General features: G+C 70.5%; 9 protein-coding genes. 4 read left to right on the top strand and 5 right to left on the bottom strand.

Annotation, left to right across the window (positions count from 1 at the left end; genetic code table 11):
• The 4 genes from VNT59_RS18425 to VNT59_RS18410 all read left to right on the top strand — a co-directional run.
• The coding region (locus VNT59_RS18425; RefSeq protein WP_325500809.1) for a nucleotide-binding domain containing protein at positions 1 to 326 on the top strand (326 nt) is incomplete at its 5' end.
• Complete coding sequence (locus tag VNT59_RS18420; protein ID WP_325500807.1) at positions 323 to 985, top strand: aldolase; 663 nt, start codon at positions 323 to 325, stop codon at positions 983 to 985. The genes VNT59_RS18425 and VNT59_RS18420, both read left to right, overlap by 4 nt.
• An 11-nt stretch (positions 986 to 996) precedes the next feature.
• Positions 997 to 1806, top strand: coding sequence for a 2-oxo-tetronate isomerase (gene otnI / locus VNT59_RS18415; RefSeq protein ID WP_325500805.1), 810 nt, complete (start codon positions 997 to 999; stop codon positions 1804 to 1806).
• 12 nt (positions 1807 to 1818) lie between these two features.
• Positions 1819 to 2403, top strand: a complete 585-nt coding sequence (locus tag VNT59_RS18410) for a YigZ family protein (protein ID WP_325500803.1) — start codon at positions 1819 to 1821, stop codon at positions 2401 to 2403.
• Here VNT59_RS18410 and VNT59_RS18405 read toward each other — a convergent pair.
• From VNT59_RS18405 to coxB, 5 genes are all read right to left on the bottom strand, one after another.
• Positions 2363 to 3277, bottom strand: a complete 915-nt coding sequence (locus VNT59_RS18405) for a cytochrome c oxidase assembly protein (RefSeq protein ID WP_325500801.1) — start codon at positions 3275 to 3277, stop codon at positions 2363 to 2365. The two genes, VNT59_RS18410 and VNT59_RS18405, sit on opposite strands and share 41 nt — an antisense overlap.
• A complete protein-coding gene (locus VNT59_RS18400) occupies positions 3250 to 3594 on the bottom strand; it encodes a hypothetical protein (RefSeq protein ID WP_325500800.1) in 345 nt (114 codons plus the stop codon). Before VNT59_RS18400 ends, VNT59_RS18405 begins: the two co-directional genes overlap by 28 nt.
• 4 nt (positions 3595 to 3598) lie before the next feature.
• Complete coding sequence (locus tag VNT59_RS18395) at positions 3599 to 4210, bottom strand: cytochrome c oxidase subunit 3 (protein ID WP_325500798.1); 612 nt, start codon at positions 4208 to 4210, stop codon at positions 3599 to 3601.
• The gene (ctaD, locus tag VNT59_RS18390) at positions 4207 to 6171 is read right to left on the bottom strand and encodes a cytochrome c oxidase subunit I (RefSeq protein ID WP_414708415.1); all 1965 of its coding nucleotides are present in this window, start codon (positions 6169 to 6171) and stop codon (positions 4207 to 4209) included. Before ctaD ends, VNT59_RS18395 begins: the two co-directional genes overlap by 4 nt.
• Positions 6168 to 7136 (bottom strand): cytochrome c oxidase subunit II (coxB, locus tag VNT59_RS18385; RefSeq protein ID WP_325500796.1); only part of this gene is annotated, 969 nt, incomplete at its 5' end. The genes ctaD and coxB, both read right to left, overlap by 4 nt.

Here is a 7136-nt window from a genome sequence, read left to right as displayed (position 1 = left end):
CGGCCGAACCCGGCGCGGTGCAGGCCGTGCAGGGCCAGCTCGGCGTGGACGCGGCCGGCGCGCTGGTGGAGCGCACGATCGCGGCGGTCGCGCGCGGGCTGGTCGACCTCGGCGTGCGGCAGCTGGTCGTGGCCGGCGGCGAGACGGCCGGCGCCTGCGTCCAGGCGCTCGGCGTGCGGCAGCTGCAGATCGGCCCGCAGATCGATCCGGGCGTGCCGTGGTGCTGGGGCCGCGACGGCGAGGGCCGCTCACTGCACCTGACGCTCAAGTCCGGCAACTTCGGCGCGGACGATTTCTTCTCCAAGGCGTTCGCCCAGCTGCCATGAACGAGTCGCACGCCCGCGAGGAGATCTGCCGGGTCGGCAAGAGCCTGTTCGACCGTGGCTACGTGCACGCCACCGCCGGCAACATCAGCGTGCGCCTGGACGACGGCTTCCTGATCACGCCGACCGACGCCTGCCTGGGTTTTCTGGATCCGGCGCAGCTGGCGCGCCTGGATGCCGAGGGCCGCCAGCTGTCCGGCGCGCGCGCCAGCAAGACGCTGGCGCTGCACCGGGCGATCTATGGCGCGGCGCAGGCATTCGGGCCGGACACCCGCTGCGTGATCCATACCCACAGCACCCACGCCGTGGCCCTCAGCCTGCGCGCGCACGGTCCCGAGCTGCTGGCGCCGATCACGCCGTACTTCGTGATGAAGGTCGGCCACGTGCCGCTGGTGCCGTACCAGCGGCCGGGCGCGCCGGAAGTCGGCGCGGAGGTCGCAAGGCTGATCGCCGAGTACGGCCGCCAGGGCCGGCCGATCCGCGCCGTGATGCTGGAGCGGCTCGGCCCGAACGTCTGGCACGACACGCCCGGCGCGGCGATGGCGGTGCTGGAAGAGCTGGAAGAGACCGCCCGGCTGGCACTGCTGGACCAGGGCGGCTGCCGGCCGCTCTCGATGCCACAGATCGAAGAACTGCGCCGCGTCTTCGGCGCGCACTGGTAGAAGGACAGCCCATGCCACGCTTTGCCGCCAATCTGTCGATGCTCTACCCCGAGCTCGATTTCCTCGATCGCTTCGAGGCCGCCGCCCGCGACGGCTTCCAGGCCGTCGAATACCTGTTCCCCTATGCCTATCCGGCGCAGGAGCTTGCCGCCCGGCTCAAGGCCAACCGGCTGCAGCAGGTGCTGTTCAACGCGCCGCCCGGCCACTGGGACGCCGGCGAACGCGGGCTGGCATGCCTGCCGGGGCGCGAGAAGGAATTCCGCGAGGGCATCGCCACCGCGCTGACCTACGCGCAGGCGCTGGAGTGCCCGCGCGTGCACGTGATGGCCGGGCTGCTGCCGGCCGGCAAGGAACGCGCGGACCTGCGCGCCACCTACGTCGGGAACCTGCGCTGGGCGGCCGGGGAGGCGGCGCGGCGCGGGATCGACGTCCTGATCGAGCCGATCAACACCCGCGACATTCCGGGCTTCTTCCTCAATCGCCAGGATCACGCGCACGAGCTGCTCGAAGCGATCGGCGCGCCCAACGCCAAGGTGCAGATGGACCTGTACCACTGCCAGATCGTCGAAGGCGACCTGGCGATGAAGATCCGCAAGTACCTGCCCACCGGCCGCGTCGGCCACTTCCAGCTGGCCGGCGTGCCGCAGCGGCACGAGCCGGACGTGGGCGAGCTCAACTACGAGTACCTGTTCCAGGTCATCGACGAGGTCGCGCAGCAATGCGGCTGGTCCGGCTGGATCGGCTGCGAATACAAACCGGCCCGCGGCGCGACGGCGGGCGGCACGTCGCAGGGCCTGGGCTGGTTCCAGCGCTGGCGCTGAGACAATCGGGCGGTGCCGCTGACCCTCGCGCAACCCGTCCACGGCGAACTCGTCATCAAGAAGAGCCGGTTCATCGCCTGCGTGCAGGCGGTGCCCGACCGTGCCGCCGCGCAGGCCGTGGTGGCGCGCTTGCGCGTCGAGCATCCGCAGGCCGCGCACGTGTGCTGGGCGCTGCTGGCCGGCGGCCAGTCGGCCGCCAACGACGACGGCGAGCCGGGCGGCACGGCCGGGCGGCCGATGCTGGAAGTGCTGCGCCGCCAGGAGCTCGAAGGCGTGCTGGCCACCGTCGTGCGCTACTTCGGCGGGGTGAAGCTCGGCGCCGGCGGTCTGGTGCGCGCCTACACCGACGCCGTCGCCCAGGCGCTGCTGCACGCCGAGAAGCTGCCGTTGCGCCGATCGCTGACGCTGCGCTGCGCCGTGCCGTATGCGCTGGAAGGGGTGGTCCGCCGGGAGCTGCAGCTCGCCCACGCGCAGCTGGGCCCGGTCGCCCATGGCGATGCAGTCGAATTCGAGTTCGGCGTCGCGGAAGACGAGGCGGCGGCGCTGCGTTCGCGGCTCAACGAGGCCGGGCAGGGGGCGTTGCGGTGGCTGGCGTGAGCGCGGGGCGGGCCAGCAGCCGGCCCACCAGTGCCAGGCCGGCCGCGAGATACGCCAAGCCGCCGGGTACCCACATCACGAGGCCACCGAGCTGCTGATCCTCGAGCGGCGTCAGGCCGAAAGCGTGGCTCGTCGCGCCGTAGCTCGGATACCAGGCGCCTGGTGCGAACGTGAGCAACGCGCCCAGGGCGCCCGTGTGCATCATGGTCGTGAAGAGCGAGGCGATCGAGCTGCCGCCGCGCACGGCCCGGGCATCGCCGCCCAGCACGGTCCACCAGAAGAAGAGCGCAGTGACCAGGAAGCTCGCGTGCTGCAGCATGTGCACGCCTTCGTGGTGCAGCGCCGCTTCGAACAGCGCCGGCAGGTGCCAGGCCCACAGCGCGATCGCGTGCAGGGCCCAAGCCGTGAGCGGCCGGGTGAGGCCGTGCCAGCTGGCCGCGAGCCACGCCGCCCGGGTGGCTCGGCCCGCCAGCTGCCGATGGCGGGGCGCCAGCGCCCAGGTCCAGGCCGCCAGCGGCCGCCCCAGCACCAGCAACGGGGCGGCCGCCACCATCAGCAATTCATGCTGCACCATGTGCGCGGCAAAGAGCTGCGCGCCGAGCGTGTCCACCGGCGTGACCAGCGCCATCACCAATGTCAGCCAGCCGCCGGCGAAGGCCGCCACCTGCGCCCTGCCGATGCCGCGCGAGCGGCCGGCATGCCGCCACAGCCGCGCGATGCCCGCGACGTAGAGCAGCGCCGACAGCGCCAGCAGCCAGAGCAGCCACGGCTGGCCGTTCCAGTGCCAGGCCGCTGTCGCCGTGTCGTGGGCGGAGGCGGGTCCGGCCGCGCCCGCCAGCGCCACGCCTAGGAAAAGCAGGGCGAGAGGACCCATCCGGCAAACCACATGGTGAGGATCACCAGCGAGGAGATGGCGCCGACCGCCGTGGCGACCGCGGCCAGGAAGCGGCGCACGCTGTCGGGCTGCGCCAGGTCGCTGTCGGGCCCGCCCGGCGCGGCCGGGGCCAGGCGCGACCATTCGGCGCGCGCCATCAGGGTGAATGCCAGCGCCAGCACCAGGCAGACGACGGCCACCGCGTGCACCAGCACGCGCGTCTGCACCGAGCACGCCGGCGTCACCAGCGAATACATCATGCTTTGGGCCGCCAGGGCGAGGCTGGGCGCGATCAGGAGGGCGAGCCAGATCCTCATGGCCTCACCAAGCGCGAGCGCCCCAATAGATCGTGAAATAGATCGGCAGCCAGACCCACACCACGAAGTACCAGTACATCGCGTTCTCCGACACGTCGACGAAGCGCTTGCCGGTGATCGGTCCGGTGAAGAACAGCACTGCCAGCACGACGGTGTCGGCGACGTCGGTCGCCAGATGGGCGGTGTGGAAGCCCAGCAGCGTCCAGACCACCGAGCCGTAGGCGCTGCTGTCCCAGCGCACGTTGAGCGTGGCGAATTCCAGCACCCGGACGCCGAGGAACACCACCCCGAACGCGAGCGCCACGCTCACCCACAGCCGCACGCCGCGTGCGTCGTGGGCCTCGGCCGCCTTCTTGGCCAGGTGGTTGGGCACCGCGCTGGCCACCATCACGAGCGTGTTGACCGTGCCCCACAAGAGGTCCGGCGGCAGCACGGACATCGGCCACGCGCTGGAGTGGCTGCGCAGGTAGAAGTAGCTCATGATCACCAGCGCGAACACCGTGCCCTCGATCGCGATCATGCCCAGCGTGCCCCACCACATCAGGCTGTGGTGCCCGAACTTGTAGCTCGGCAGCCGCGAAACGTCGAGGCTGCGCTGCGACGGGGCCCGGTTCATGGCCGCTGCTCCAACGCCAGTTCCTCGGCCGCGTCGCGCCGGCGCGGCCAGAACCAGGCGATCAGCGCGATCGCGATCGGCACCGAGCCCCACACGACCGCCCATGGCGTGAAGATCGAACCCACGAAGAGCAGGGTGGTCGCGAGGGCCGCCAGGAACGGCCACGGCGACGGGTTCGGGAACAGCGCCCGCTGACCGAGCTGGGCATCGACCACGGTCGTCACGAGCACCTCGCGGGCATCGGCGGCCAGCCCCGACACGTGCGTCGGCGCCTCTGCGGGCCCCGGTTGCCACAAGGGGTCGCGGCCGTAGACCACCGGCACCGCGTGGAAATTCGACCACGGCGGCGGCGAGGCCATCGCCCATTCGAGGGTGCCAGCGCCCCACGGGTTGGGTCCGGCGGGCTCGCCGGCGCGGGCGCTGCGCACCGCGTTGACCAGCGACAGGAAGACGCCGAGCGCCAGCGTGACGGCGCCGACGGTCGACGCCAGGTTCAGGTCGTCCCAGCCCATGCCCGCCTGGTAGGTGTAGACGCGCCGCGGCATGCCCTCGAGGCCGAGCAGGTGCATCGGGAAGAAGGCGAGGTTGAAGCCGAGGAACATCAGCCAGAAGCTCGCGCGGCCGAGCGCCTCGCTCATCATCCGCCCCATGATCTTGGGGTACCAGTAGTAGAAGGCGCCGAACAGGGGGAACACCGCGCCGCCGAGCAGCACGTAGTGCAGGTGCGCGACCACGAAGTAGGTGTCGTGCACCTGCAGGTCCAGCGGCACGGAGGCCAGCATCAGGCCGGTCATGCCGCCCAGGATCAGGATGAAGAAGAACGCCAGCACGTACAGCAGCGGCACCTTGAAATGGAGCCTGCCGGTCCACAGCGTGGCGAGCCAGCAATAGATCTGCACGGCGGACGGAATGGCGATCAGCATGCTCGCCGCCGTGAAGAAGCTCTTGCCCAGCTCGGGAATGTTGGTGGCGAACATGTGGTGCACCCAGAGCCCGAACGCCAGGAAGGCGGTGGCGATCAGCGACAGCACCATCGCCGAGTAGCCGTAGATCGGCCGGCGCGCGAAGGTCGGAATGATCGCCGACAGGAAGCCCAGGCCCGGGATGAAGATCAGGTAGACCTCCGGGTGGCCGAAGAACCAGAACAGGTGCTGCCAGAGCAGCACGTCGCCGCCTTCGGCCGGGTTGTAGAAGTGGGTGCCGACCAGCCGGTCCATGATCAACGCGGTACTCGCGAGCATCACGGCCGGCATGGCGAACAGGATCATGAACGAGACCACCAGCATCGCCCATGCGAACAGCGGCAGCCGGTTCAGCGTCATCCCCGGGGCGCGCAGCTTGAAGATGGTCGTGATCAGGACGATCGCCTCCACCAGCGCCGACAGTTCGGTGAAGGTGATCATCTGGGCCCAGAAATCGGTGCGCTTGCCGGGCGAATAGTCGGGCCCCGCCAGCGGCACGTAGGCGAACCAGCCCGCGTCCGGCCCGCTGTTGCCCAGGAACGCCAGGTACAGCATCACGCCGCCCATCACGAAGATCCAGTAGGCGTAGGCGTTCATCCGCGGAAACGCGACGCTGCGGGCGCCGACCATGAGCGGAACGAGATAGCTCGCGACCGCCTGCATCACCGGCACGGCGAACAGGAACATCATCGTCGTGCCGTGCATCGTGAACACCTGGTTGTACAGGTCGGGACCCATCCAGTGGCTTTCCGGACGTGCCAGCTGCAGCCGCATGAAAGCCGCGAGCAGCCCACCGAGCGCGAAGAAGACCAGCGTCGTGACGATGAAGCGCTTGGCGATGGTCTTGTGGTTCACGGCGCAGAACCATCCCAGGAAGCCGGGCGGGTCTTGCCAAGTCTCGTCGAGCAGCTCGGCGGCGGCGGAGCCGGGCGGCGGTCCGTCCAGCACCCGGCCGGCGTCGGCGACGGGCTGCTGCTCGTCCAGCGGGCCGCGGCTCACTTGAGGGTCTCCAGGTAGGCCACGATGGCCTGCAGGTCGTCGGATGAGATCGGGATGGTCGGCATGTTGCTGCCCGGCTTGTGCCGCTGCGGATCGGCGATCCAGCTCGCCAGGCTCTCGGGCGTGTTCGGCAGCGCGCCGGCCGCGAGCGTGCGGCGCCCGGCTAGGTGCGTGAGGTCGGGGGCCCGCTTGCCCTGGGCGTACGTGCCCTGGACGGTGTGGCACATCGCGCACGCCGTGGACTCCACCAGCGCCTTGCCGCGCTGCGTGCGCGAGTCGGCCGGCGGCGGCGCGGACAGGCGCTGCGCCGCCTGCCACAGCTCGAATTGCTCCTGCGGCTCGGCGATCACGAACAGGCCCATCAGCGCGTGCTGGAAGCCGCAGAACTCGGCGCACTGGCTGCGGTAGACGCCGGCCCGGTCGGCGCGAAGCTGCATCAGCGCGGTCCGGCCGGGAATCAGGTCCTTCTTGCCCGCCAGGTTGGGAATCCACAGGCTGTGGATGACATCGTCGGCCGCCAGCCTGATCACGACCGGCCGGCCGACCGGCACATGGATTTCGTTGGCGGTTTCGAATTCCTGCCACACCTCGCCGCTGCGGTAGCGCACGGTCCACCACCACTGGTGGGCCGTGACCTCGATGTTCAGGGCATCCTTCAGCGGCATCCGCGCCAACGCCCGGTCGGTCAAGACGCTGGCCGCCACCAGCATCAACAGCAGCACGACGGAGATCGCCGCCGCCTGGGTGACATGGCGGCGCGGCCCGGGTTCCGGCCGGTTCACCATCGACAGGTCCGGCGGCGTGTCCGCGCCGGCGCGTGGACGTCTCAGCAGCACGTACGCCAGCCCGACGAGGATCGCGACGAACACGGCGGTGCAGGTGAAGAGAAAGAGCCGCCACAGGTCGACGATGTGGCCGGCCTGCACGCCCATCGCATCGAGCACGCGATGGGCCGCGTCGGGCAG

Origin of the sequence: Ramlibacter sp. (genome assembly GCF_035554825.1) — a bacterium.
Taxonomy (GTDB): Bacteria; Pseudomonadota; Gammaproteobacteria; order Burkholderiales; family Burkholderiaceae_C; genus Ramlibacter.
Note: the sequence above shows the minus strand (reverse complement) of the source record. Positions and strands in the feature narration are given on the sequence as shown.

Excerpts from the sequence above, each read along its gene's own strand:
- VNT59_RS18420 (WP_325500807.1), top strand. The coding sequence starts at position 323 with ATGAACGAGTCGCACGCCCGCGAGGAGATCTGCCGGGTCGGCAAGAGC.
- otnI (WP_325500805.1), top strand. The coding sequence starts at position 997 with ATGCCACGCTTTGCCGCCAATCTGTCGATGCTCTACCCCGAGCTCGAT.
- VNT59_RS18405 (WP_325500801.1), bottom strand. The coding sequence starts at position 3,277 with ATGGGTCCTCTCGCCCTGCTTTTCCTAGGCGTGGCGCTGGCGGGCGCG.
- VNT59_RS18400 (WP_325500800.1), bottom strand. The coding sequence starts at position 3,594 with ATGAGGATCTGGCTCGCCCTCCTGATCGCGCCCAGCCTCGCCCTGGCG.
- VNT59_RS18395 (WP_325500798.1), bottom strand. The coding sequence starts at position 4,210 with ATGAACCGGGCCCCGTCGCAGCGCAGCCTCGACGTTTCGCGGCTGCCG.